The organism is Nostoc sp. UHCC 0252 (assembly GCF_034931145.1).
GTDB lineage: Bacteria > Cyanobacteriota > Cyanobacteriia > Cyanobacteriales > Nostocaceae > Nostoc.
Genome location: NZ_JAYGHE010000012.1, coordinates 1 through 22,478, shown reverse-complemented (window position 1 = coordinate 22,478; position 22,478 = coordinate 1). Strand labels below are relative to the sequence as shown.

Annotated in this window: 20 protein-coding genes and 2 pseudogenes; 11 read left to right on the top strand and 11 right to left on the bottom strand. The window is 40.0% G+C overall.

The window, feature by feature from the left end:
* Positions 1-222: 222 nt before the first annotated feature.
* The 6 genes and pseudogenes from VB732_RS10245 to VB732_RS10220 all read left to right on the top strand — a co-directional run bounded on the left by VB732_RS10245 (position 223) and on the right by VB732_RS10220 (position 4,874).
* Complete coding sequence (locus VB732_RS10245; protein ID WP_323230724.1) at positions 223-417, top strand: hypothetical protein; 195 nt, start codon at positions 223-225, stop codon at positions 415-417.
* Positions 418-930: 513 nt separating this feature from the next.
* Positions 931-1,260: a hypothetical protein gene (locus tag VB732_RS10240; protein ID WP_323230723.1), complete on the top strand. Its 330-nt coding sequence runs from the start codon at positions 931-933 to the stop codon at positions 1,258-1,260.
* 53 nt (positions 1,261-1,313) lie between these two features.
* Positions 1,314-1,859, top strand: a complete 546-nt coding sequence (locus VB732_RS10235; protein WP_323230722.1) for a GIY-YIG nuclease family protein — start codon at positions 1,314-1,316, stop codon at positions 1,857-1,859.
* Between the two features lie 47 nt (positions 1,860-1,906).
* Positions 1,907-3,370, top strand: coding sequence for a protein kinase domain-containing protein (locus VB732_RS10230; protein ID WP_323230720.1), 1,464 nt, complete (start codon positions 1,907-1,909; stop codon positions 3,368-3,370).
* An 848-nt stretch (positions 3,371-4,218) separates the two neighbouring features.
* Positions 4,219-4,578 carry a Mo-dependent nitrogenase C-terminal domain-containing protein gene (locus VB732_RS10225; RefSeq protein WP_323230719.1) on the top strand — a complete coding sequence of 120 codons (360 nt, stop codon included), beginning with the start codon at positions 4,219-4,221 and terminating at the stop codon, positions 4,576-4,578.
* Positions 4,579-4,600: 22 nt separating this feature from the next.
* Positions 4,601-4,874: pseudogene (locus VB732_RS10220) on the top strand (cupin domain-containing protein).
* A gap of 300 nt (positions 4,875-5,174) precedes the next feature.
* On the opposite strand, the gene VB732_RS10215 reads toward VB732_RS10220, so the two are convergent.
* Entirely contained in the window at positions 5,175-5,744 is a 570-nt protein-coding gene (locus tag VB732_RS10215) for a hypothetical protein (protein WP_323230717.1), read from the bottom strand.
* A gap of 154 nt (positions 5,745-5,898) precedes the next feature.
* Between VB732_RS10215 and VB732_RS10210 the strand changes: the two genes are divergently transcribed.
* Both VB732_RS10210 and VB732_RS10205 read left to right on the top strand, forming a co-directional pair.
* The gene (locus VB732_RS10210) at positions 5,899-6,543 is read left to right on the top strand and encodes a hypothetical protein (RefSeq protein ID WP_323230716.1); all 645 of its coding nucleotides are present in this window, start codon (positions 5,899-5,901) and stop codon (positions 6,541-6,543) included.
* A gap of 593 nt (positions 6,544-7,136) precedes the next feature.
* Entirely contained in the window at positions 7,137-7,508 is a 372-nt protein-coding gene (locus VB732_RS10205; RefSeq protein WP_323230824.1) for a four-helix bundle copper-binding protein, read from the top strand.
* 121 nt (positions 7,509-7,629) lie between these two features.
* Here the strand turns inward: VB732_RS10205 and modB are convergent, their stop codons facing one another.
* Together modB and VB732_RS10195 are read right to left on the bottom strand one after the other, a co-directional pair.
* Positions 7,630-9,426 (bottom strand): molybdate ABC transporter permease subunit, encoded by a 1,797-nt coding sequence (gene modB / locus VB732_RS10200; RefSeq protein WP_323230715.1) that lies wholly within the window; start codon positions 9,424-9,426, stop codon positions 7,630-7,632.
* A 162-nt stretch (positions 9,427-9,588) separates the two neighbouring features.
* A complete protein-coding gene (locus VB732_RS10195) occupies positions 9,589-10,488 on the bottom strand; it encodes a class I SAM-dependent methyltransferase (protein ID WP_323230714.1) in 900 nt (299 codons plus the stop codon).
* Positions 10,489-10,669: 181 nt separating this feature from the next.
* On the opposite strand from VB732_RS10195, the gene VB732_RS10190 reads away from it, so the two are divergent.
* Positions 10,670-12,181: a hydroxysqualene dehydroxylase gene (locus VB732_RS10190; protein ID WP_323230713.1), complete on the top strand. Its 1,512-nt coding sequence runs from the start codon at positions 10,670-10,672 to the stop codon at positions 12,179-12,181.
* 107 nt (positions 12,182-12,288) lie between these two features.
* Positions 12,289-12,651 carry a DUF6464 family protein gene (locus VB732_RS10185; protein WP_323230712.1) on the top strand — a complete coding sequence of 121 codons (363 nt, stop codon included), beginning with the start codon at positions 12,289-12,291 and terminating at the stop codon, positions 12,649-12,651.
* Positions 12,652-12,743: 92 nt separating this feature from the next.
* Here the strand turns inward: VB732_RS10185 and fmt are convergent, their stop codons facing one another.
* Entirely contained in the window at positions 12,744-13,748 is a 1,005-nt protein-coding gene (gene fmt, locus VB732_RS10180; RefSeq protein ID WP_323230711.1) for a methionyl-tRNA formyltransferase, read from the bottom strand.
* A gap of 817 nt (positions 13,749-14,565) precedes the next feature.
* Here fmt and VB732_RS10175 point away from each other — a divergent pair.
* The gene (locus tag VB732_RS10175) at positions 14,566-15,888 is read left to right on the top strand and encodes a hypothetical protein (protein ID WP_323230710.1); all 1,323 of its coding nucleotides are present in this window, start codon (positions 14,566-14,568) and stop codon (positions 15,886-15,888) included.
* A gap of 547 nt (positions 15,889-16,435) precedes the next feature.
* Here VB732_RS10175 and minE read toward each other — a convergent pair.
* The 7 genes and pseudogenes from minE to VB732_RS10140 all read right to left on the bottom strand — a co-directional run bounded on the left by minE (position 16,436) and on the right by VB732_RS10140 (position 22,396).
* Complete coding sequence (gene minE, locus VB732_RS10170) at positions 16,436-16,726, bottom strand: cell division topological specificity factor MinE (protein WP_323199038.1); 291 nt, start codon at positions 16,724-16,726, stop codon at positions 16,436-16,438.
* A 35-nt stretch (positions 16,727-16,761) separates the two neighbouring features.
* Complete coding sequence (gene minD / locus VB732_RS10165) at positions 16,762-17,568, bottom strand: septum site-determining protein MinD (protein WP_190731998.1); 807 nt, start codon at positions 17,566-17,568, stop codon at positions 16,762-16,764.
* A gap of 289 nt (positions 17,569-17,857) precedes the next feature.
* Positions 17,858-18,916 carry a septum site-determining protein MinC gene (minC, locus tag VB732_RS10160; RefSeq protein ID WP_323230709.1) on the bottom strand — a complete coding sequence of 353 codons (1,059 nt, stop codon included), beginning with the start codon at positions 18,914-18,916 and terminating at the stop codon, positions 17,858-17,860.
* A gap of 166 nt (positions 18,917-19,082) precedes the next feature.
* Complete coding sequence (locus tag VB732_RS10155; RefSeq protein WP_323230708.1) at positions 19,083-20,408, bottom strand: four-carbon acid sugar kinase family protein; 1,326 nt, start codon at positions 20,406-20,408, stop codon at positions 19,083-19,085.
* A gap of 170 nt (positions 20,409-20,578) precedes the next feature.
* On the bottom strand, positions 20,579-21,241 hold the full coding sequence (locus VB732_RS10150) for a hypothetical protein (protein ID WP_323230707.1): 663 nt from the start codon (positions 21,239-21,241) through the stop codon (positions 20,579-20,581).
* 40 nt (positions 21,242-21,281) lie between these two features.
* Positions 21,282-21,797 (bottom strand): annotated as a pseudogene (locus tag VB732_RS10145) (DUF29 domain-containing protein).
* A gap of 170 nt (positions 21,798-21,967) precedes the next feature.
* Positions 21,968-22,396 carry a hypothetical protein gene (locus VB732_RS10140; protein WP_323230706.1) on the bottom strand — a complete coding sequence of 143 codons (429 nt, stop codon included), beginning with the start codon at positions 22,394-22,396 and terminating at the stop codon, positions 21,968-21,970.
* Between the last annotated feature and the right edge of the window lie 82 nt (positions 22,397-22,478).

Below are 22,478 nucleotides of genomic sequence, written 5' to 3'. Positions count from 1 at the left end.
GGATTGTTGTTAGCATGGATGAATTGTAAGCTAGCCGCTCATCCTGCCCACCCTGCAAGGGTTATATTTAATTCAGTTATGTTAGATTAGGGATTTTTTGGCTCACTAGACAATACTTTCGATAGAGGAGCGAATCAGTGATAACTAGATTCTAGATAGATGCACTCACACTTATAATTTTTTTAAGATAATCCCAACAATCAAAGACTTAGGAATCTAGTTATGACTGAAGAACAAAAAGCTAATAATCAAGAAAGCAAGCCTAGCTCTTACAGTGATGAGCAAACCCCCGTCGACGAAAATATTCGCAAAACCGGCGAGACTGGTGACACTGATGCAAAATCTACCGCTACACCAGAAGCACCAGGAGAGGATTTTGTCGCAGGCAGCCCCAATCAGGGAACTGAGTCACGCTAATCGGTTTGAACTTTTCCCAGTTCCAATAATCTAATTGAGTTTTTTCTAGTAACGCGCATTTAGTAAACTTTGAGTGGATAGTTGTGGTTTAAATCATGATTATTCACTCATTTTTACTGTGTGAAAATTTTTTCTCGGCAGAATGGAGGTTGATGGAGTAAGTAGACATCGCTTTAGTATTATATTTTTGTATTAAATTATACTTTTATAAGTCTTGCTTGTATTTGCAGGTATTTTCACGTAAACAGACCATGCGCTAAGGGCACAGCATTGCTGCGCCCTTAAGATAGATGTGGTTCAAATACATGAAAACTGCTGCAATGATGGATATAGTGGCTGAATTTTGTCATGTACAGTCTAGAGGAGAAATCAACTATCGCTGAAATCTGCTAAAGTTCATGATTCTTAATCATGTTAGCTTCCTTTTGTGGCTGACAGAAGTACCACAATCCAATAGGCTGATCTTAAAGTGATAATTTTTCACTTAGTCGTTAATAACTATTCATACAGAAAATGTCTCTGAAAATCGTTCAAAACTTTGATGGTAGTTTCACCCTTGAAACACAAGCTCAAGAAACTCTATTCAATTTATTGACAAGCGTTGCTTTTCTAAATCAAGTTTGTCAACAGTTGCGGTGTGAGCAAGTTAAATTTACAGAATTACTTTTTCAACCAGTTCCTTACAGCTTGACTACCACTAAAGGAATGCCGACAGAATTTGAAAAATATCATGAATCTGAGGAATACGCCATTATTAACGTACCGCCAAATTTTATGTTTAGTGCTAAAATTTTCAAACCTAGTCGCCTTTGTGCAATTTACCAAAAGCTTGGCAATAGTTAATTCCTAAGATTATTTTTCTCTAATAGGTAAATAGTAAACTTGATATTTGATATATGGTTGAAACTAATCTTTCTTCTTTGGCAACCCTAGAATATTTTCCTTACATTGATGATTCTGGCCAATTACCCGAACAATTTCAAGGTAAAATCGGCGTATATGCTATCTTTGATCAAGAAAAAATTCTGCAATTCGTAGGCTATTCTCGTGATGTTTATCTCAGCCTAAAACAGCATTTAGTCCGTCAGCCACAACATTGCTACTGGGTGAAAGTTCAAACTATTGAACGCCCTAGTCGCACAATTTTAGAAAATACTGAAACTGCTTGGATTGCTGAAAATGGCAGTGTTCCTTGGGGAAATGGAGAGCAAAAAGAAAAATGGACGCATCCCATTGATGTCAAAGTGATAATGACACCTGAAGAACAGGCAAAATATCAAAATCCAGCTAATGATGAATTAGCAGAAATAAAAATTATTAAGAATGTGGCACGGAGAGTAGAAGCAGAAATTTTAACACAATTGTTAGAAGGGCGTGGTTTGCAAATGCAAATTCGTTTCAATCCTAAATTGAAAGAAGAAGGTTTACTAGATTTGAAATGAAGGTTGTTTTGGGAAAACTATCTTATGAATATCGCTTATAATCTCCCATGACAATACATCTGCTGAACGATCGCTATCAAGTTATTCGCACACTAGGGGCTGGTGGGTTTGGTGAAACTTATCTAGCAGAAGATACCTATATGCCTTCAAAGCGCCGTTGTGTAGTTAAACAGCTAAGAGCGATTCACAACAATCCCCAAATTTACCAGTTAGTGCAAGAGAGGTTTCAACGGGAAGCAGCAATTTTAGAAGAACTCGGTGGCGCAAATGACCAAATTCCAGCATTATATGCATATTTCTCCTCTGGCGGACAATTTTACTTAGTTCAGGAGTGGATTGAAGGCGATACCCTAACTGGAAAAGTCCAAAAGCAAGGGCTATTTAGTGAAGGCGCTGTCCTGGAAATATTTCTGAATTTATTACCCGTCCTAGATTACGTTCACTCTAAGCATATCGTTCACCGCGATATTAAGCCGGATAACATCATTTTGCGCGATCGCGATGGTAAACCAATACTAATTGATTTTGGCGCTATCCGGGAATCAATGGGTACGGTGGTGAATTCTCAAGGCAATCCTACCAGTTCGATTGTGATTGGTACACCTGGTTATATGCCGAGTGAACAAGCCGCAGGTAGACCAGTTTTTTCTAGTGATTTATATAGTTTAGGAATGACGGTAATTTATTTGCTGACTGGTAAACAGGCGCAACAACTAGAAACAGATTCCCAGACTGGTGAAATTGTCTGGCGACAGTACGCACATCATGTTAGTCCAATTATGGCAGGAGCGATTGATAGAGCGATCGCATATCATCCGCGCGATCGCTATCCCACAGCTAGAGCAATGCTGGATGCTTTGCAGAGCATAGCAAATCCAATTCCACCAACACAACCCTTCTTGACCCAACAAACTGTTGTCTCTGCACCGCCAAATCAGGCAATGCCTGTCAAACCACAGCCGAGTCCTCAAAGTCAGAGTCAGAATAATATCCTAATCGGCAGTTTAATCGCAGGTGGGTTAGTTGGTGCGTCTGTCATTATTAGCCAAATGTTACCAAAATCTACTCAATCTACAGCAGACAAAACGGTGTTACCTTCAGAAACACCATCAACTATCACAAGCCCTGTCATAGAAACTCCCAAAGTTATACCAACTACGCCATTTCCTCCTGCTCAAGTTACATCTGCCCCAACTAAATCAATAGCACCAGCTGCCACCACAGATGTCAACACTTATTTCTGGCTTTCCCAAAGACTTGTAACTGATGCAGATTTGGATGGGAAAAATGGTTTTGAACTAGATATTATGCGAAATTCAATTTTTGCCAGTCATGGCCGCCGTTTTGATACGCCTGAAATACAAGATTACTTTAATAACCAACCTTGGTATCGCCCTATATATTCACCAAAAGCATTTCCACCTAAATTGTTATCGAAATTCGAGCAACAGAATGTAGACTATATCAGCAAATATCAAGATCGTTACGGTTTGAGATATTTTAAAAAATAAAATTTTCATAATTATACCATTTTAAAAATACCTTATATAAATCCAAGCAGATTTATATAAGGTATTTGTATAGGTAGGAAAGAAGTAAGGGGCAAGGGAAAAGAAGGCTTTTTGGGTTGTACTGAGTTTTATCAAAAATCAAATATGAATCCTATATGTTGGTAAAGGTGTACTTATGTAAACCCTTATACAATTTGTATTTGAAAATGTGCTTACCTGTAGGGTCAATTCATGAATTACCCCTACAGCCAAGCGGAATTAAGATGTAATCGGTATTACGACCTATGGATGTATTGCAAATCTTCTTGTAAATGCTATCAGTCGTAAGTGTATTAGCTTAGACTTATCAAACAATTTATTTTTACTTATTAGATAATCTTGAGGTCTATTAGTGTAATATATCAGACAGATTACTAAATATTTAATAGCCTAAAATCATCAGATATTAGAGGCTAATCCTAGCGAAGTCTGTATACAGTCAGAGCTAATCTGTTTTTTTATCCCCTAAATTCCATCTCTAGATACTAGGCCGTTTCCGAACCAGGCATTTATATTTAATATATAAAATTACTATCTACCAGATTAGTAATTGATAAGTTAAAGAAATGCCATTTTTATATTTTCTTTGTTATTTTGTATTTAACGGGACAGTTCTTCCTCATTTGGTGGGTTTAAATAACAATTAGTTAAACCATTTACCTCCAAGGATGCATGTAAATTCTTTCAATTGTGCTCATTTTGCTTCTTTTTTTACAAACAAGCAAACTGCAAATTGATTAGAGAAATCAAATGGTAATATCCTAATCGGCAAATAGTTCATCTATACAAGGAAAACCTTGCCTAAAATTATGCTTAAAACAAACAATCGGCGTATTTTTCTATCTGCTTTCATTCAACCTTTAGGACAAAATCATCAAACAGATAGTAAAAATCAATTAGCTCAACCTAAATTAGATTTACTGCAACCATTACGTCAATGGCTGGACAAAATTGAAATTCATAATCGGAAATTAGCTAAATTTATTGCTAAACTGATTCCCGCCCAGTGTCCATTCGAGCGCGATATCATGCTTTTTGGTCGTAAAATAGCCCACATCCCGCCAATGTGCAAACTAAATCCGCTTTACAACGAACTTGTATACTTGCGTTTTCGCGCTTTGTGTTATTTAGTAGATCAGTGTGGAGAGGATATTCAGTCCTACTGCTAAATATAGCTAGAAAAAGCACGATATGGAAATTAAAATTGAGCATCAACTTAACACTTGAACGCCTCAATCAATTGGGTGTCTCTAAATGGGAAATTTGGAATAAGGAAGTCTCAAAATTCACTTGGACTTATGATTCTCAAGAAACTTGCTACTTTTTGGAAGGAAATGTAATTGTTACTCCTGATGGTGGACAGCCAGTGCAAATGGGTAAAGGCGATTTGGTGATTTTTCCTGCTGGCATGTCCTGCGTTTGGGAAATTACAAGGGACGTGAAAAAACATTATTACTTTGATTAACCAATAGACAAGAGTGATCCCCGTTGATTTGACAACTTTTCTATTGGTTTGTTTGGTTAAGATAACTACTAAAATAGCGCTCAATTTGTTGACGCATTTGATTAAAAATAGAGTTTTTCGCCACAGCAGAAAGAATATATAGCAATCGTAAATCATTCGTGAAAAGTTAGATCCCCGACTTCTTTGAGAAGTCGGGGATCTGGACACTGAGAATTTTCACAAATCAGATAGGATTGTAGCAATTAAAGGTGCGATCGCTTCCAGAGGTTATTTTTATGGTTATTGAAAAATCTTTTTAGTTTAATTGAGCGTAATATTCTTCGCAACACCGTTGCTATGTTCAGGCTTGTTTTTACTTAGCGGTAAAGACTCTTGAGAAAGGGATTCTAAAAATTTAACTGCTTTTAGTAAAGATTCTCCCGATAATTCTTCCAGCAGTGTTATTGCTCTTGAGCGAATTTCTTCAGGTGGAGTCATGGGCAAGTTGACCTCATTTACATCTAGGTTCAACTGTAATCCAAGTTTTTTGTCTTCCTCTCTGCCTAAAGTCTTATCCTTGCAGGTTTTTCTATGTTGTAACTCTGAGCTATTTATGAGCAGGGGAATGGTGGCGACATCATAATCATCCGGCTCTAATAATATTTTGAATGCCTGAAAACATCGAATGAGAGAGTATCGATCAACTTTGTTGCTACAGCTTAAAATCTTACACAGGGTATGAGAGTCTAAACCTGTCTTAACACTCAGATTGATGAGTGTAAATCGCTTGTTGCCGTTTTCATTAAATTCTGTTTGTTGTTTTGCTAACTCAAGTTTATGTAATCCTTTAGGCGTAAGGATTACACCACGTATGCGTTGTTTTGGAAGCATAAAGAAACAGTTGGATTTTATTTCCGCAACACTTTAAGCAAAAAAGAGAGTCAGCCGAGAGGGAAATCACAACTTTTAATGAGCATCCGGTTTTGGCAGATAGTTTTTTATACAACCCATATAGGGGTGCTTATTATATTTCTTCCAAAAGTGGATGCGCTCAAACAAGAAAAATCCATTTAGCTTATCGCTATTACAATTAGCGTGGTGGACAGCTATAATTATTTTGTCTTATTTAGGTGTTTTTTTGGTCACAGAAAAATTCACAAATATCTTCAGTAGTTCAGCAAGTATCTTATTAGGAATTAATGCTGGAACACCATTTATTAATTCACTCATTGATGAGAGTAAGCCTGAGATTAAACAAAAAGGATCAGCAAGAACTAGTGAAGGTCTGTTTTACGATATTCTATCGGATGGTAATGGATTTGATCTTCATAGGATTCAGGTAGCTCTATGGACATTGGCACTAGGACTTGTCTTTATTTATGAAGTCATAAATCATGGTAAAATGCCAGAGTTTGATTCATCACTTCTAGCATTACAAGGAATCAGTTCAGCTACTTTTATTGGTCTTAGAACGACAGAAAAGCAACAGGACAAGAAGGAAAAAGTAGCTGAAAGTAACAACAAATTTTTGATTTCAAAAGACCAAACTAACAATCAAATTAACATAACTGGATTTCAAATTGGAGAAAAAATTGTTAAGATAGATGAAAATAAAAAATTCACTGAAGAAGAATTTAATTTAATTAGTAATGAAAATATAACTTCATTTAAAGTAGAGCTAGAAAAATAAATTATTAGTAAAATAAACTTAAAAATAGCTCTTGCTTACCGCAGGGTGTCTACAAAGAGTAAGTCAGACATAAATCACTCTTTTGATTTTTAGTAAATGCGATGCCTGCGGCGGGCGTAGCCATCGCACTTTCGGGAAACTTTCGAGGCGATCGCTTTGGGAGGTTATTTTTATATAGCGATCTGATTTGATTTATGAAATTATTTGCGTGGTAAGGCAATAGGCAACATTGAATTCTTGATGATGCGTGGCAACATATTCTATATTTAAATTTCTTAACATAGCTTAAAATATTAAATTACTGTCGAATTACTTGACTTTAAGTTGTGATCCCCGATGAAAAAATTGACTTGCTAAACAAACCCCACTTCTAAGAGGGAGTATCTAAGCCTTAATGTGTAACAACAAGTAATAAAACAGCACTAAACTTCTGTAGAATTTGTCCAAATTCCCGGTAATTATATCGGGATAGTAGGCTTATAAATTCGGATTAAAAACTACCATTGACTCTTTAAAAGGATAGGATTAATGTTATTAGTAGTCCTTTTAAGGACACTCGTTATACATCAACAAATCATGAGGTATTTCAAATGATGATGATGATGATGAATGAAACCATGACTGCCGAAATGCAAGCCTGCATGGAAGTTTGTATGGACTGTCATAAAATGTGCATGGAAACCATGACTTACTGCATGGCCAAAGGTGGTATGCAGATGGACAAGGACATGATGAGCATGATGAGCATGATGCGCGATTGCTCTGAAATGTGCATGATGTGTATGAATATGATGATGAGCGGTTCTGAGTTCATGGGACGCACTTGTATGCTTTGCGCCGAAATGTGCGATCGCACTGCAATGGCATGTGAGATGATGAACGATGACGCGAAAATGATGGAATGTGCTGCTGCTTGCCGCAAGTGTGCAGAGTCTTGCAGAAGTATGCACATGATGCCTGCTTAATTCGCCCAACTAGCAGAAGTTTCTCTGCAACCTAATATTCAAGCGCTCAGACTCTTCGGAATCTGGGCGCTTGAAGTAAGATTATTTAGAATAATTTCCCGCTTTCCGTCTATTTCTGCGTTCACTCCATCAAAATCAACCGCAGAGGATCTAAACGCACATACCAAGGAAAAGGTTGATCTTTCATAGTCGCCCATTTTTCTTTGAAGACTTCAGCTTGCAGATGATAATCTTGAGAGTTTTTGCCAGCCGAATGTAATTTGAGAAACAACGTCATTCTATGAGGCGTTTCACTTGTTCTTACTAACCAACAGGGAGAGGTATTTTCCTGTGATGAGTCGTTCGTAAAAATGAACTGATGGGCACGAATGCCGACGTGAGATAATTCGTTCGTGACTGGTTCAACTACTTGAAGAGTACAACCCCAATCAATCGCTTCTATCTGTTGTGATGACTGTAGAACAGCACGGGAAAAGTTTTTACATCCGGTAAGTTGAGCAACACTAACGGTAGTAGGATGCTGAAAAATATCATGTTTGCTGCCATGATGAACGGCTCTACCATGCTCTAATACCAACAGATTCGGGCAAATTCTATAAGCTTCTTCCATATTATGGGTGACAAATAAAGTCACACCTTGATAGTCAGCAAGAGTTTCTGTCATTTGCTGCTCTAATTGACTACGCAAATGGGTGTCAAGTGCCGAGAACGGTTCATCTAAAAGCAATGCTTCCGGTTGACTTGCTAATGCTCTTGCTAAGGCTACCCGTTGTTGTTGTCCCCCAGAAAGTTGGTGCGGATAGCGATCGCCTAATCCCTGCAACTGCATCGCTATTAGTTGCTGTTCTACTTGCACTTTTATACTCCCAGCCGATAGTCCTTTAGGCAAACCAAAAGCGATGTTTTGCGCCACACTCATGTGCGGAAATAGCGCGTAATTCTGCACTAAAAAACCGATGCGGCGATCGCGGCTGGGTAAATTAATTCCTTGTTCAGAGTCAAACAGAACTCTGCCATTTAAAACTATGCGTCCACTAGAGGGCGTTTCTATCCCCGCAAGGCAGCGCAAAATCATGCTCTTACCTGCTCCAGAACCCCCCAACAATCCCAAAGGTTGCTCATCAGTAGTAAAAGCAACTTTTAAATGAAAGCTAGCAAGTATTTTCTCAATATTGACAAACAATCCCCCAGATTCAAAACTAGATTGCGGAGTGTAGAGAATTTTTCCCCCTGCCCCCTGCCCCCTGCCCCCTGCCTTCTTCTCCCTCAATTCTTGCCAGAAGTTAACTGCAATAATTCCAGATAGAGAAATCACCATAATTGCGATCGCCCAAAACCACGCTTCGTCCATTGCTCCCGCTTCCACAGCAAAATAAATTGCCATTGGGATTGTCTGCGTTTGTCCGGGAATGTTACCAGCCAGCATTAAGGTTGCGCCGAATTCTCCCAAAGCACGGGCAAAAGCGAGCATTGTGGCGGCGACAATGCCAGGTAGTGCTAGGGGTAAACTAATGCGCCAAAAGATTGTAGTTTCGGTTGCGCCAAGAGTTCTGGCTACTCGCAGCAAATTGCCATCTATTTGTCCAAAGGCTCCCAGTGCAGTTTTATACATTAAAGGGAAAGCAACTACCGTGGCTGCGATCGCCGCACCATACCAAGTAAAGACGATGCTGAAGTTAAAAGTCTGCATGAGTTTCCCTACAGGGCCATTTTTGCCAAAAAATAGCAGCAACAAGAAACCAACAACAGTGGGTGGTAAAATCAGTGGCGCAATAAAGATACCCTCAATCAACGATTTACCTTTGCCACGATATCCCAGCATCCAGTAGGCAGCAGCGATACCCAAAAAGAATGTGATAAATGTGGCAAGTAATGAAGTTTTCAATGATATCCAAAGGGGCGATAAATCCAATGGCATAGTTGCGTAAGGGAGAATTAGCTTAACTAATTACTAATTTACCAACTTTAGTTTAAATATGTCGGTAAAAGTTGGTAAGTCACATAGTAACTCCTAAAAAACAAGATCCCCGACTTCTCTAAGAAGTCAGGGATCTGATTGTTTGCGAATTATTTAAGATTGCTATAGTTGACTACTGTAAGCACTAAAACCATAAGCCAAGGTTTCTTTTAAAGCATCTGATGGTTTAAGGCTTCTGTTAATAGCATTAGCAAAAGGTACTGGAATTCCCTTAATAGTTTCCGGCAAAATTGCATATTCTGCCGTTGGTTCCACAATGTATTCTGGACACTTAGTTTGTATGCCAGCAGTCGCCAACATTTCATTTATTTCAGCAGCAGAATATTGCTTGAGATAAACTGGATTTCTCACAAATGGGTTCAGCCTCCTGATAAAATTATGGATAATATGAGAAGGACAAGCTTTATTGTGAAAGGAATGATTGAAAACAAAAATTCCGCCAGGTTTTAATACGCGAGATATATCAGCCAACAAATTCCTTAATTGTGCATCTGGTATATGCATAAAAACACAGTTAGAAATCACCAAATCTATAGAATTATCTTCTAAAGGCAAAATTTCCGCAGAAGTGCAAATCAAGTTAAATTCCGCTTCTGGGAAAAAATTATATTCTTGTTTAACCTTGATTAACCGCCGCAATAAAGGTTCAGAAATATCAACACCATAATATTTTTCGCATCTCAGATTTTTGGCTTTAGAAAGATGCAAAGGGGCGCGACCATAACCAGAACCAATCTCTAGAATAGAGCCAACAGATTTATTCAATGGAAATTTATTCCAAGTCCCTCCAGGTGTGCCAGTTAAGAGAGTGTAATCTTGTTTGATGGGCGATGTCTCTGCAAGTTTTTCAACTTTTTGGGAACCATAATATGTTTTACCAATTGCATCCCATGTTTTTTTATGTTGAGTATTATTCAACTGTTCATAGTCACTAGGAAAATAAATACCATCTCGTAATTCAAAGTCATTTAGACTGAATTTTGTATTTGCTAATTGAGTCATTATGATTATTCCTCATCAATAGTTAAGTCTGTTTTCTGTTATACTCGTAACTCAGCATTAACCGCAAGGGATTTTTACTGAACTGCATCCCCAGGAAAACCGCTATAGTAACAAGCTGTCATCCGATCGCAACACAAGTTCGTATACATTAGTTGATGGACTGCAACAATCGGAGGCTGCTATGGTAGAAGGATCGCAACAAAAACGAGTGGTAGTTGTAGGCGCTGGTTGGGCTGGTTTGGGAGCAACCTACCATTTAGCTAAACAAGGCTATGATGTCACCCTTCTAGAAGCAGGCTCTTATCCCGGTGGATTGGTAGCAGGTTGGCAAACAGCCGCAGGAAAATCTGTTGAAGCTGGCATTCATGGCTTTTGGTATCCTTACAAAAATATTTTTTCCCTCATCAATCAATTAGAAATTAATCCTTTTACTACTTGGACTCGTTCCTCCCAATATTCGCCAGCAGGCTTGGAAGTTGAATCACCGATTTTTCAAGACTTACCGAGGCTCCCCTCCCCACTAGGAACTTTTCTATATACTCAGTTTAAACGATTACCACTAATTGACCGTCTAAGCGCCCTGCCTTTACTGTATACTGTTGTTGATTTTGATAATTCTGATGATGCTTGGCGGCGCTATGACTTTGTAACTGCCCGTGAATTGTTCAAAGACTTTAATGTTTCTGCGCGACTTTACCGCGACGCTTTTGAACCGATGTTATTAGTGGGCTTATTTGCCCCTGGTGAACAATGTTCAGCCGCAGCAACTTTAGGAATGCTTTACTTTTTTATTCTGGCTCATCAACCTGATTTTGATGTAGTTTGGTGTCGGGGAACTGTTGGAGAAAAGATATTTCGTCCTTGGGTGGAACGGATTGAAAAAGCTGGTGCGCGAGTGCTACCCAAGCGACGGGTTACAGATTTAATTGTTGATAGTAATCATTGTGCCAAAGGTGTAGTTTGCGGTGATGAAATTTTTGATGCAGATGCCGTAATTTTTGCAGTTGGCATCACGGGGATGAAGAAAATTGTCTCAAATAGCCCTAGTTTACAAAGCCATGAAGAATTCCGTAATTTGAGCAATTTAGGAGCAATTGATGTTTTAGCAACGCGGCTATGGTTTGACCGCAAAATTGATATTCCCCGTCCTTCTAACGCTTGTTTTGGATTCGACGCAAGTACAGGTTGGACGTTTTTTGATTTGAATGCTCTACATGATGAATATCGGGATGAGCCAGGAACGGTAATTGAAGCTGATTTTTATCATGCAAATCAGTTTCTTAGTTTGAGTGATGAGGAGATTTTACCAATAGTTCAGGGTTATTTAGCAACTTGTGTTCCAGCCTTTCGGGAGGCAAAAATAATTGATAGCAGTGTAATTCGGCTACCTCAAGCGGTGACTCACTTTGCACCTGGCAGCTATCGTTATATGTTGCCCGCTAAGACAAGTTTTAAGAATGTGTTTATGAGTGGGGATTGGATTGTAAACCGTCATGGTTCCTGGTCACAGGAAAAGGCTTATGTTACTGGTTTGGAAGCGGCGAATTTGGTGGTGTCTTATTTGGGAGAAGGTCAGCCAGCCGAGATTTTAACTGTAGAAGAGGATGAAGCACATATCCAAGTGGCGCGATCGCTCAACCAAACTCTCCGTGACTTCGGCAAATCTATCTTACCTAACTTTTGGTTGCCGTAATCCGTAGAAGCGCAAAGAGTTAATCATTAATTGTAATCTAAATTCGGTAAGCTAAAGAAAGCTATGCTATACCATCCTTCTAAATGTAAATCAAATCACATAAGCTTATGGAGCCAGACTCTTTACAAACCGAGGTGATTCTGACGCATCCGCGTGAGTCACTCGGTAAAGTGCAACTTGATTGGACACCCCAACCCGGAAACTATCTCGATTTCGAGGGTAAAACCTACGCGGTTTTAGAACGCCGTCATCGCTACCAACTTAAAGCTGGGCGCTACCGCTTACATAATATTGCTATTTACGTACAGTCGGCTAAACGACCATCTGAGAAAAGTTTGGTAGGTGGACGTTGGGTAATTGGTGATGCTACCTGTTGCTACAATGCCCATTCAGAACTCATTCGCTGTGCAGTCAACCCAGATGGCCCTTGCGAATCTTGCCGCTTTTATGAAAAGCCCGAAGCCATTTGATTTTAGATTTTAGATTTTTTCTTTAATCCAAAATTCAAGTTGCGCTGGTAGCACACCAAAGGTGCGACCCAAAATCTAAAATTGCCAACTCCTCAACTACCCGCACCAAAAACTTCTCCCACAGTTAAGCGGGTTCCATTAACAAAATCCCATCCTGACTGGGGACGTTTCCCAGCTAGCTGAACCTCTCGTAACAGCAACAAACCTTCCCCAGTTTGGACAATCGCTCCAATTCCTTTGGCAATGCTCACTACAACTCCCGGTTTGTCTAAAATATTTGACAAATCAGGCAATTTATGAATTAATTCTTGTAATTCTGGTGGTAGATTGCGATTGCCTACAGAACCAAGGGGAGCAGAAGCGGTGATTTTCAAAAGGTTGTCACGAAAGGTAGCGGTGCAGTTAGGGTAAAAGCCTCTGATTTGATTGTGTAATTGGATCGCGCTTTTTGACCAATCCAAACCATAATCTTCTTTTTTAATTAAAGGTGCATAGGTAGCTGACAAATTATCTTGGGGAATTGGTTGAATTTCTTGGCGTTCCAACTTCAACAGAGTTTCTACCAACAAATCCCCACCGATCCCAGCCAATCTTTCGGCTAAATCTTGAGTATTATCCAGTAATCCGATCGGTGTAGTGGCTATTTGCAACATTGGCCCGGTATCCATCCCCACATCCATCAGCATGGTTGTGATCCCCGTTTCTTCTTCACCGTTATACAAACACCATTGAATCGGCGCTGCACCCCGATATTTAGGCAAAATCGAGCCATGCACATTAATGCAGCCCAACTTTGGCATCTTTAAGATTTTTGACGATAAAATCTGTCCATAAGCGACAACAACAAACACATCTGCGTCTAATTGTTTGAGGTTGGTTAAAGTTTCAGTGTCTTTTTTAACCCGTTCGGGTTGCCATACTGGTAAATTGTGAGCAGTAGCGATCGCTTTTACGGGTGTTGGTGTCAGTTTATTTCCCCGTTCCCGGCGTTTATCTGGTTGGGTGACAACTGCTAATACCTCAAATTTTGGATGATTCAATAGCTTTTCAAATGTGGGTACAGCAAACTGTGGTGTACCAAAGAATACAATTTTCATTAATAATTAGTTGGTAAATAATATTGGCTGTTTGGTGGTACAATATTTTCGTGTTGGTGAAACCAAAGGCTGCTTCGATTAACTTAATAGTTAACTTAACAAGTGTAACAGCTAGTATGAGCCGCATCTGCCCTTAGTGAACCTTATCGTTTAGTGGTGTCTCGTCACGAGCCGCTAGAGCATCTACCAAGTAAATTTTGTTGTGTTCCCGATTGTCTAAATGCAGTTGGGTTTAAAAAAAATATTGCGTCCTTTAGCTATTTTTGTAGTTGAGATTGCAATTTATAACTTTGGGTTGCTGACAGCAGTATTTTCTGAGTATGATTTATTATGCTTTCCCAGCTTCCCACCTAACGCCTCAACTTTACCATTCTGAGGGTTTGCGCTGTTATATTTAGTGTTTAATCTGGCTTATTTATTGTGTACTAGTTATTTCTAGTACGATCCCCAATAACTAAGTAAGTTGCCTCACTTTTGGTTGCCAGCGTCATCGCCTCAACTCTAACTAGCACGTTCTTGACTAATACCTATTTTTGGTGTGGTCAGGTATAGCAATAGCAGGATTAAATATCGTGTAGTAATTACTGAGTTATCAGCATATTTACTATACTCGCATATTTTTGTCAAAAAATACTCAGTACCTTAGTAACAAAAGGTGTAGACAACGATACTTAATTTTTGTAAACCTCTGCAAACTTTGAAAGAAATATCTCGTCAAAGTTTTTAGTTTCTTGTTATACATATAATTACTGCCTGCCCCATTGCTGCTGATGTATTGCTTCTCACACAGCAACCGCCCCCTCTAGAGAGTCTACAAATGCTTAAACCCCTTTTGCTGTCAGGATGGTTCCGCGCACAACCATTTCTCAATTACGTTGTCGTTGTGATACTGATCGCACCCTTGCTAGGGGCATCGGCTCACTCGTTCCCTGTAAAATCCGAAGTATCTAAACAAACTTCGATGGCTGGAGATTCTGATGTATCAAAGGAGATAGCTGTAGTTGGGGAACCTGAGATAGCTGAAATATTAAAAACAAATCAAATCGCCTCTTTAACAGAAGAATTTGATTCTGTGCCAACACAAAATGCTGCTGTCCAGGAACCGCAAGTATTACCACCGGATCAAATTGAGTCTTTTGCTCAAGCAGATAGTTTTCTCTCAAACAGTGATTTAACTGTTCCTGATACTTTGGCGGCAGTTGAACTTGCACCATTAACAGATGTTCCTATTAGTCAGCTTAATCTAGTACAAAAACTCAAAGCCGCTAATATCAAGTCTTTGAAAGGGGAAAAAAATTCTCTCTCTAGAGAAAAATCTTTTACCGGCTCGTTGATAGCAACTCAAGTAGCACCAACTCATAAAGAATCGCAACCAACCACAATAACAGAAATACCTGTTTCTGAACCACGTGATGAGTCCCAAGCAGAACAAATAGATCCTATCGGTAGTCCTCATCCTATTCCTTGGAAATGGATCACAGCGACTCAAGAAGCAATTGGTTCCAAGGGTGGTTCGGGAGTTCGTCACTACCGCAGCGTACCAGTGGTTTCTCCAGATGGTAAGTATGCTGTTTATAGCCGGGTGCAATTAGAAGTAAAACCCGAAATGTACAACAGCCGTGTTACCAGCGTTCTGTTTGTTCAAGATATGCACACCAAGAAGTTGTGGGTAATGGCTTCAACGACTCCTGTTAGCGATCCCTTATTAAAGGTAAAGGCTTTAAAGGCGGCGGCGGCATCAGAAGAAACTGATACGAGTGGTAAAATTGGGGTATTGGTTCCAGTTAGTTGGTCGGAAAAAGGCGATCGCTTTTTGGCACGCAAGTTTGAAGGTATATTTAATGCAGGGGATTCTACAGATAGTGCAGTGATTTGGGATCGGCAAAAAAATCACGCTAATACAGTTGCTCCCATTAGTCACGAAGATGAGCATGAGAAAATTGCCGTCTTGTTAGGTTGGAGCAAAAGCCAACCCGATCATGTACTTTTCCGTGCAGGTGAATTGGGCGAGGAAGACTGGCCACTAATGAAAGTTGCTAATGATGGTAAAACTATCACTCCAACAGACGACGATCAGCCCATTACTTTTGGCAAAAAGGTTACAGAAATTTGGGCAGGGCCACAAGTTGCTTATCGATAGTTTATAAAAAATTTTATATTCTCCCGTTGTCATCAATGCTGACAACGGGAGATTTTTTATCAAAACAGTATTCAGGAGTCAGGAGTCAGAATTCAGCATGAATTCTGTATGAGTGGCGGATGAATAAACGGGTTTAAAACTCCTACTGATTTATTCTGACTCCTGAATTCTGACTTCTGATATCATGTCCGGTTAAATAATTGTCATTGCAAACGAAGAGGAGCAATCCCGAAAGCCTTGCGATTGCTTCATTCCACTTCGTTGCACTCGCAATGACATATTACAAGTCATTTGCCGGACATGATATGAATTCTTCTTCAATAGCGATTTTCATTTGAAATTAGGTATACGTGTAAGGTAGCACAGCTAGCTGTACTACCTTACAAATTATCTGTATTCCACTGTATTAAGTATTGTGAGGAATTAAAATAATTGAAAATGTTATTCCCATACTCAAAACTGTTATATTGACACTCACTCGAAAATGTCAATTTTGCTGCATCCAATTGCTTTAAATAAAAATACTTAAGATTAAAACCATAAAGACTTATTTATCACCCCTTTCCCATTCAGGTATGGCTCCTTTGACTCGGCGGATGGGCAAATTCGCAATTAAAGCTGTCGTTCGTTGGTTGCTTTCTAAGGAGAACTCCAAGCCCTCCGTCTCAATTTCGACATAGCGACAGACTACATCTAAGATTTCTTTCCGCATTTTTTCCAACGTTTGAGGATCTAAATCAGCGCGATCGTGAGCAATCACCAATTGCAGGCGACGTTTAACTTGAGTTCGACTGCTATCAGGGCCGCGAGAAAAAAGTCGTTCTAGAAGTTCAATCATTACGAATAGGTCTGGCGCGGAGACTGGAAAATAAATTAAACAATCTTTGTCCTAAACAACCTTCGTATCCGGGCGAAGATGCTGTCTTGGGACGAGTCGATCTCCAGAAATTCGACACTTTCCCCTTCTAATCTACGAGCAATGTTCTCAAAGGCTGTGGCAGCTAAAGAGGGATTTTCCGCTAACACTAAGGGTTCGCCGCGATTGGTAGATACAATAACACGCTCGTCGTCAGGGATTACCCCGATCAGGGGAATGGCGAGAAGTTCCTGAACATCTTGCACTGACATCATATCATTTGCCTGCACCATTGAGGGTCTGATGCGGTTAATTATTAAATGAACACGTTTGATACCTTGTGCTTCTAGTAACCCAACTACGCGATCGGCATCACGAACTGAAGAAATTTCTGGCGTGCTGATAACTAGTGCCTCTTTTGCTGGGCCGATCGCATTTTTAAACCCATTTTCAATCCCGGCGGGGCTATCGATGATCACGTACTGATACTTTTGCGCTAAGGCATTCACCAGTAACTTCATTTGTTCTGGTGTGACTGCATCTTTAGAGCGATTTTGGGCCGCCGGTAGGAGTACGAGATTTGGTTGGCGCTTATCTTTCACCAAGGCTTGTTCTAAGCGGCACTCTCTAGCTAAGACTTCCACCGCAGTATAGACGATGCGGTTCTCCAGCCCTAGCAGCAAATCCAAATTTCTCAGACCAAAATCCGCATCAACCAAGGCAACTTGACGACCCATTTTGGCTAAAGCCATGCCCAGATTTGCCGAAACTGTGGTTTTACCCACTCCTCCTTTACCGGAGGTAATCACTATAATGCGAGTCATGATAGAAATGCGGTCAATGAGGGTTCAGGAAATATAAAACAGTAAATTGCAGTATAAAGTATGAAGTATCGTATCAAGTATGAAGAAATATCTGATCTCCCTGATTCGGGAGAGAGATGAATATTTTTTTATTGAGATGTCTGGCGACAAGCCGCTTTGCATCTAAGCTCGGTCGGGTGAAATACACAACGCTTGGGGAAAGGGATTAAAGTAGTGTATTCCATCTACATGAAAACCGCTAGATTGAATCCTTCATATTCTTCATATTTTAGGTAAATATTCAGGGCTACTAATTGCTCTTAGTCAATTGGTTTCTGGAAAAATCACTAGCCCTAGCAATACGAATTCCTTGGGGCATAATATGTGCCACTTCTGGAGAAAATTGCATCGGTAATTTTTCTGGTGCCCTAGCGACAGCATCTGCGATCCGTAATTGGGTAGGTTCCATTTGCAAAGCCATAATTAGACACTCACGATTGCCTCCGGCTCCAGCATGAGCAATTCCACGTAGACGACCCCAGATGATGATATCTCCATCTGCAATTACAATACCACCTGGGTTTACATCTCCCAAGATAATTACTGTACCAGGATGACGAATTTCTACTCCAGAGCGGACTGTTGTTTCTAGATAGAGGGCATCTGCCTGGGGTGTAGCTGTAGCTTCTGGCTCTGTACTTAGGGAAGTTACAGGCTGTAATTGGTCTACAGAATACCCAGATGTGACGGCTGCGATCGCAGTTTGTCGGCGGCTTGTTGAGACAGATATGAGCCGCAATTGAACTTCGCTTAAAGCCTCGGCGAGTTCTTGCAGTTGTCTGGCATCTACTAGGCGGTCTTGTGCCATGAGATGCACAGGGGTATTAGCTACCCGGAAGCGATCGCCTGCATTCAGACGTTGCCTGATTTGTTGCCAAATGCCAGACCAACTCAGTTCTGAGGCAGATACTTGAGATTCTGAGGGCAAAATTAATAATAATCGTCCCTCTTTACTTTTTAACTGGACTTGAGTATTGTCATTTACGCGATACCCTGATACTGCTAACTCATTGGGATTTGAATCAGTCAAGATAAAATCTGATCCGACATCAGAATTTGGCTCTATATCTGGGTTAACAGGATTTGACTCTACATCTGGGTTAGCAGGATTTGACTCTGCATCCCCAAGGACAGTATTTGATTTTAAATAAAGGAGAACGGATTTTAACTCCGCATCAGGGGGGATAGGATCTGACTCTACATCAGAAATAGTAGAATTTACCTCTACCTCTGAAAGGATAGAGTTGGATTCTGCATTAGGAAGTGCAGAATTTGACTTTAGATTGGGAATTGCAGAATCAGAACTCATGCATTACTAGCCAAAAGACAACAAATTTTGGATTTTGGGTCGCACCTTTGGTGCGCTTCCAGCGCAACTTAGATTTTGGATTGGTATCACTCACAAGGGTTGAAAGCGCGTAGCGGGACGTTAGTCTACATGAACCAAAAGATTCTTTAATCTAAAATCTAAAATCTTAAATTGGCACGGTTAACCTTTGATAAATAGTCCCCAAGGCATCAGCATCACCAACGTTACCTGGAAACAGCACCACAGGCAAATCAGGAAACTGAGGATGATCGGATGGGGTTAACACCATTGAACAACCAGCTAAAATTTGGCCGAGTAAGCGGGCTGAAGTTAAAGCTAGCCCAGTACTCAAAACATCATTTGAAGTAATGCCACCCTTGCTGATTAAGAATCCTATATCAGATGGTAAACCGTGTACAACATCCATCAATAAACTTGAAACTTTTGCCCCAAACTCCAATCGGGTGTCGACATCTTTAAAATTCAGTTCCTGACGGCTAGTATAAACCACCGGTGTTTTGCCCGCTTCGGATGCCGCCCGTGTACTTTCTTTGATTTCAGTTAGCAGTGCCGTAAACTGATTTTCTCCATCATCAAGCAATCGCGCCACGTTTACTTCGATTCCTACGGTTCCTTCTACTTGCAATAGCGCCTCTAACTGCTGAGTAGTCTTTTTCACATGGGAGCCAACGATTACCACACCTGGTTTGCCTTGCCGCACGTACTGCGCCATGTTTTCGGCAGCAATGGGTTGGGGTGGTAAAGCGGCTAAAGCCGTTAAAATACTTGCAGCGCTGCGAAACAGAAAGCGTTTCCCCTGACTTGCTGCTGCTAATATGTCTACTGCAAAGCGGTTGAGATCATCTTGAGTTTCACCATCTACAACAGCGCACTGATTACCATTAAGTTTTAACAAGCGTTCTAGGCTACCAGCGCGAATATCGGCTAAGAGAAACCTTTCTACAACTTCGGCACTAATTTGTCCTTGAGTCTTTTCTTCGACATACTTGGGTAAGTAGCTGTGATGGTAGCTGAAGACTGAATCACGGGCAAATTCAGTTTCATGGACTGGGGTCGGTACACCGCCGATAATTAAGTAATGCACACTGTCACGGGTGATGCGTCCACCCTCAAAAAAAGCTGGGACGAGAAAATGAGCATCAAAAGGGCCGAGTTCTTGTGCGATCGCATCAGTTTCAATGGGATAATGTCCCCGCAAGGTAGAATCAGAACGGCTGACAATCAGAAAATCTTTAATTCCTTCGGCATTCAAGGCGATTTTTAAGTTCTGGCAAACTTCTTTGGTGACAGATGCAGCTGACTCTGGCGTTAGCGATCTAGTATTAGTCAGCACAAAGAAAATCGGCGAATCATCCTGCAATCCAATCCGTAAAGTATCCACATCCCAGTGCATTAGCAGCAAGCAGCTGTGGACTGTTTGAGAACCTGTAGGATCATCATCCAGGACAATTATTTTCGGTTTGTTGCTCATTTAAGTAATCTCTACTCAGAGGATGTTTTAAAAGTATTAGGCTAGAAGTTGCCACTACACAAGCAAAGTCCACCTCCGTGGACTAATACAAAATTGTTTTTTAACCTGCGGAGGCAGGTTTTGTTTGTATAGCTGCGGCTTCTAGTCGCCCAAGCTTGACAAACATCCATTCAGCCTTTGTGTAATTTTCTGATTTCTGCTTGCACATCGATCGCAATTTGCAACGATTGATTTAGCAGTTGAGCATATTCGCCTGCTTGACTACTAACTTGTAAAGCTTGCAGACTAGCTAAATTATTCACAAATAACTCTTGGTTATTAGCAAGCAATTTTTTATTATCTCGCAAAATTCGTTCCGTTTTCAGAGCGCGAACTAAATCTTCTCTAATCAGTTGCAGGGCCGCGGTTACTTGATCTCGATCATGGAAACTGCTTTCTACGTTTCCTGATGCTGCCAATTGGTCATTAATATCTATAGCAGTAACCAGGTCATGATATTTATCAACTTCATCTAAAAGTATTGTCAGTCCTTCAGGACAGCTTAATTGTCGCCACAGCCATCGCCCCACTAATATCGGCATTGGCACTAAAATTAGTAAAAGAATTCCTAGTCGAATTGAAGAACCAATAGTTGGCAGAATAATAAACGCGTAAACAAAGCCCACAATTATTGGCGTTAGCGCCAGCGTCACCAGCATTTCACTGATAAAAAACCCTAATCGCTTTTTGCTATCTCGCAAAACAGAGGGGCGAAAAACGTCTTCTGGATCGAACCCAGTCAAACGTCTTAGTTCCCCCTTACTAATTTCCAAGCCTATTAAATCCGGCTGCACGGCTGCATACTCCTATGGAAACCCAAGTTGCGTATTCATTTTAATCGGGTTTACCGTGATGATTGTGGTTATATTCAGGAAACCAGTTTTCATCTAAGATTTGTTCTAAAGAGCCAATGGGTATAGCAGGAAATATGTCAATGGCAAGTTGAGAGCGTAGTTTACCGCCGTAGGCATCGCTTGCTTCTATCCTTGCATCTTGATAACATTCATCAAATGTTTCTAAAATGTAAGGTTTAAGACTAGGACTCTCTTTAAGTCGCTCCTTAATCTCTCTACGGAATGTCCTGATTTCTCCTTTCCAATGCCCTTCATTTCGCTCCCGTTCCCTATCCCAATATATGAGCTTAAGCAGATGTTCCAAAAGTCGAATCAACAGACTTTTGACCGCTCACTTTTCGCTCCTACCCATAGTTTCTAATTCTTCTAACAAATTATCTAAATCAACGGCAGAAAACTGTCTAGCACGAAGTTGATTGATAGTTGCCCTCAGCCACAGGTAATAATCTTGGTCGTATAAGGTTTGAGTTATTGATTGGATTATAGCGGTTCCCAACCTAGTGAGGTACGTTTTCAAAGCTACTAACCTTGGTAAACAAGATTTGGGTGTACCTCAGTAGACTAGGAAACGCTATATTGGTTTTACCATACACTAGCCGCATTCCTAATATTTTTTTAATTTATCTCAATAAAACTATTTTCAAATAAATGAGTTTAATAATTTTTTTATTCAAGGAAATCTTGTACAACTTGTGTACTTGCAGAGTCTAGTTCCATTATCAAAGCATTCTCAAGGAATGATATCAATTTCTCTCGTTGTAAAGGAATATTCAGATAATTAAATGTTTCTGCTATACGTAATAAATTAACTGACATAATTGATGCTACCGAGCGAACTTTAATCCTATCATCTTGAATCAAGAATAAAAGCTTATTGACAAATGCATCAAGATTACCATGATATCTCATCATGTATAAAAGTCTCAGTAAATTGATAACTTGATAATCAGTAAGTGTCGGATTATCTATTGTAGTAAAAAGGTAATCATACGCTGGCTTACCAAGTTTGAAGATTTGAATAGCGATCTCATCAGGTAAACTTCTGCTATGAAGGTTTTTAATTTGCTTTTCAATAATTTTACTTTTATCCAACATTACTAAAGTCTAATTTTAAGACGCTGAGTTGTTATTTTTTTGTGCTTTGATACGCTCCAACAGCATCGCCCATTCTAGTGTA

What these genes read in the sequence shown, in the direction of transcription:
- VB732_RS10205 (WP_323230824.1), top strand. Translation starts at nt 7,137, where the DNA reads ATGATGATGATGATGAATGAAACCATGACTGCCGAAATGCAAGCCTGC.
- minE (WP_323199038.1), bottom strand. Translation starts at nt 16,726, where the DNA reads ATGATTGAACTTCTAGAACGACTTTTTTCTCGCGGCCCTGATAGCAGT.
- minC (WP_323230709.1), bottom strand. Translation starts at nt 18,916, where the DNA reads ATGAGTTCTGATTCTGCAATTCCCAATCTAAAGTCAAATTCTGCACTT.
- fmt (WP_323230711.1), bottom strand. Translation starts at nt 13,748, where the DNA reads ATGAAAATTGTATTCTTTGGTACACCACAGTTTGCTGTACCCACATTT.
- VB732_RS10185 (WP_323230712.1), top strand. Translation starts at nt 12,289, where the DNA reads ATGGAGCCAGACTCTTTACAAACCGAGGTGATTCTGACGCATCCGCGT.
- VB732_RS10140 (WP_323230706.1), bottom strand. Translation starts at nt 22,396, where the DNA reads ATGTTGGATAAAAGTAAAATTATTGAAAAGCAAATTAAAAACCTTCAT.
- VB732_RS10210 (WP_323230716.1), top strand. Translation starts at nt 5,899, where the DNA reads ATGCGCTCAAACAAGAAAAATCCATTTAGCTTATCGCTATTACAATTA.
- VB732_RS10190 (WP_323230713.1), top strand. Translation starts at nt 10,670, where the DNA reads ATGGTAGAAGGATCGCAACAAAAACGAGTGGTAGTTGTAGGCGCTGGT.
- VB732_RS10240 (WP_323230723.1), top strand. Translation starts at nt 931, where the DNA reads ATGTCTCTGAAAATCGTTCAAAACTTTGATGGTAGTTTCACCCTTGAA.
- VB732_RS10195 (WP_323230714.1), bottom strand. Translation starts at nt 10,488, where the DNA reads ATGACTCAATTAGCAAATACAAAATTCAGTCTAAATGACTTTGAATTA.
- modB (WP_323230715.1), bottom strand. Translation starts at nt 9,426, where the DNA reads ATGCCATTGGATTTATCGCCCCTTTGGATATCATTGAAAACTTCATTA.
- VB732_RS10230 (WP_323230720.1), top strand. Translation starts at nt 1,907, where the DNA reads ATGACAATACATCTGCTGAACGATCGCTATCAAGTTATTCGCACACTA.
- minD (WP_190731998.1), bottom strand. Translation starts at nt 17,568, where the DNA reads ATGACTCGCATTATAGTGATTACCTCCGGTAAAGGAGGAGTGGGTAAA.
- VB732_RS10175 (WP_323230710.1), top strand. Translation starts at nt 14,566, where the DNA reads ATGCTTAAACCCCTTTTGCTGTCAGGATGGTTCCGCGCACAACCATTT.
- VB732_RS10155 (WP_323230708.1), bottom strand. Translation starts at nt 20,408, where the DNA reads ATGAGCAACAAACCGAAAATAATTGTCCTGGATGATGATCCTACAGGT.
- VB732_RS10245 (WP_323230724.1), top strand. Translation starts at nt 223, where the DNA reads ATGACTGAAGAACAAAAAGCTAATAATCAAGAAAGCAAGCCTAGCTCT.
- VB732_RS10215 (WP_323230717.1), bottom strand. Translation starts at nt 5,744, where the DNA reads ATGCTTCCAAAACAACGCATACGTGGTGTAATCCTTACGCCTAAAGGA.
- VB732_RS10225 (WP_323230719.1), top strand. Translation starts at nt 4,219, where the DNA reads ATGCTTAAAACAAACAATCGGCGTATTTTTCTATCTGCTTTCATTCAA.
- VB732_RS10235 (WP_323230722.1), top strand. Translation starts at nt 1,314, where the DNA reads ATGGTTGAAACTAATCTTTCTTCTTTGGCAACCCTAGAATATTTTCCT.